This window comes from Bacteroides sp. OF03-11BH (assembly GCF_003604005.1).
Taxonomy (GTDB): Bacteria; Bacteroidota; Bacteroidia; order Bacteroidales; family Bacteroidaceae; genus Bacteroides; species Bacteroides ovatus.
Window position 1 is genome coordinate 1 of record NZ_QTMW01000118.1, and the last position, 656, is coordinate 656.

Annotated in this window: 1 protein-coding gene; it reads right to left on the bottom strand. The window is 50.2% G+C overall.

Annotated elements, in window-relative coordinates:
- Nucleotides 1–656, bottom strand: a 656-nt coding sequence (locus DXA54_RS28690) for a transposase (protein WP_243647705.1), incomplete at both ends; no start/stop codon positions are given.

Consider the following 656-nt stretch of genomic DNA (forward strand, 5'->3'; position numbering starts at 1 on the left):
CAATGCTCCAGTATTACCGTGTATGTCATGCCGCCACCCGTTACCGTAGTGTGGCTGTAAACTCTCGTCCGTCCGCAACGCTCGCAGAAATACGGGTTTTCATATCCGCTTTCTGCCTGTTGCAACTCGGCTTCCTCTATCTCGCTTTCATCCTGCCCGAAGTATTCTTCCGGCAGGCTGCCTTTATTGGAATAGAAGCCGTAGTACCTCACGATGCGGAAATAGCGCAGTGGAACGTGTTGCAGCAGCCGGGGGAAGAACTCCCGGTAATGCAGCGTCAGTTCCTTTTCAACCGGGTTCCTCCTGTCGGGTGAGTTTTTGTAATCACGGTAACGGAATGAAATGTTTTCGCCGTCCATTGCCGTAATCTTGTATTCACTCAGGCACGCCCGTTTGGAATATCTGCCCACATATTGTATCACCTGTTCCGGCATCTGTATGGGTGGTTCCAAATGCACTATCCAGTCCTTTTTGTTTGCCACTTTTTTGATGAAGCCCATAAACTCCATGCGGTCACGGAAGTCATGCTCCAGCCTGCCCGCATCGAACAACTCTATCAGGGCGTGTTCAAACTTGTAGCGGAATACCTTACAGATAGAGGGGATATGCACGTAGTCATGTTCGGGGATGACTATCTTACCGTCGTTATCTATGCC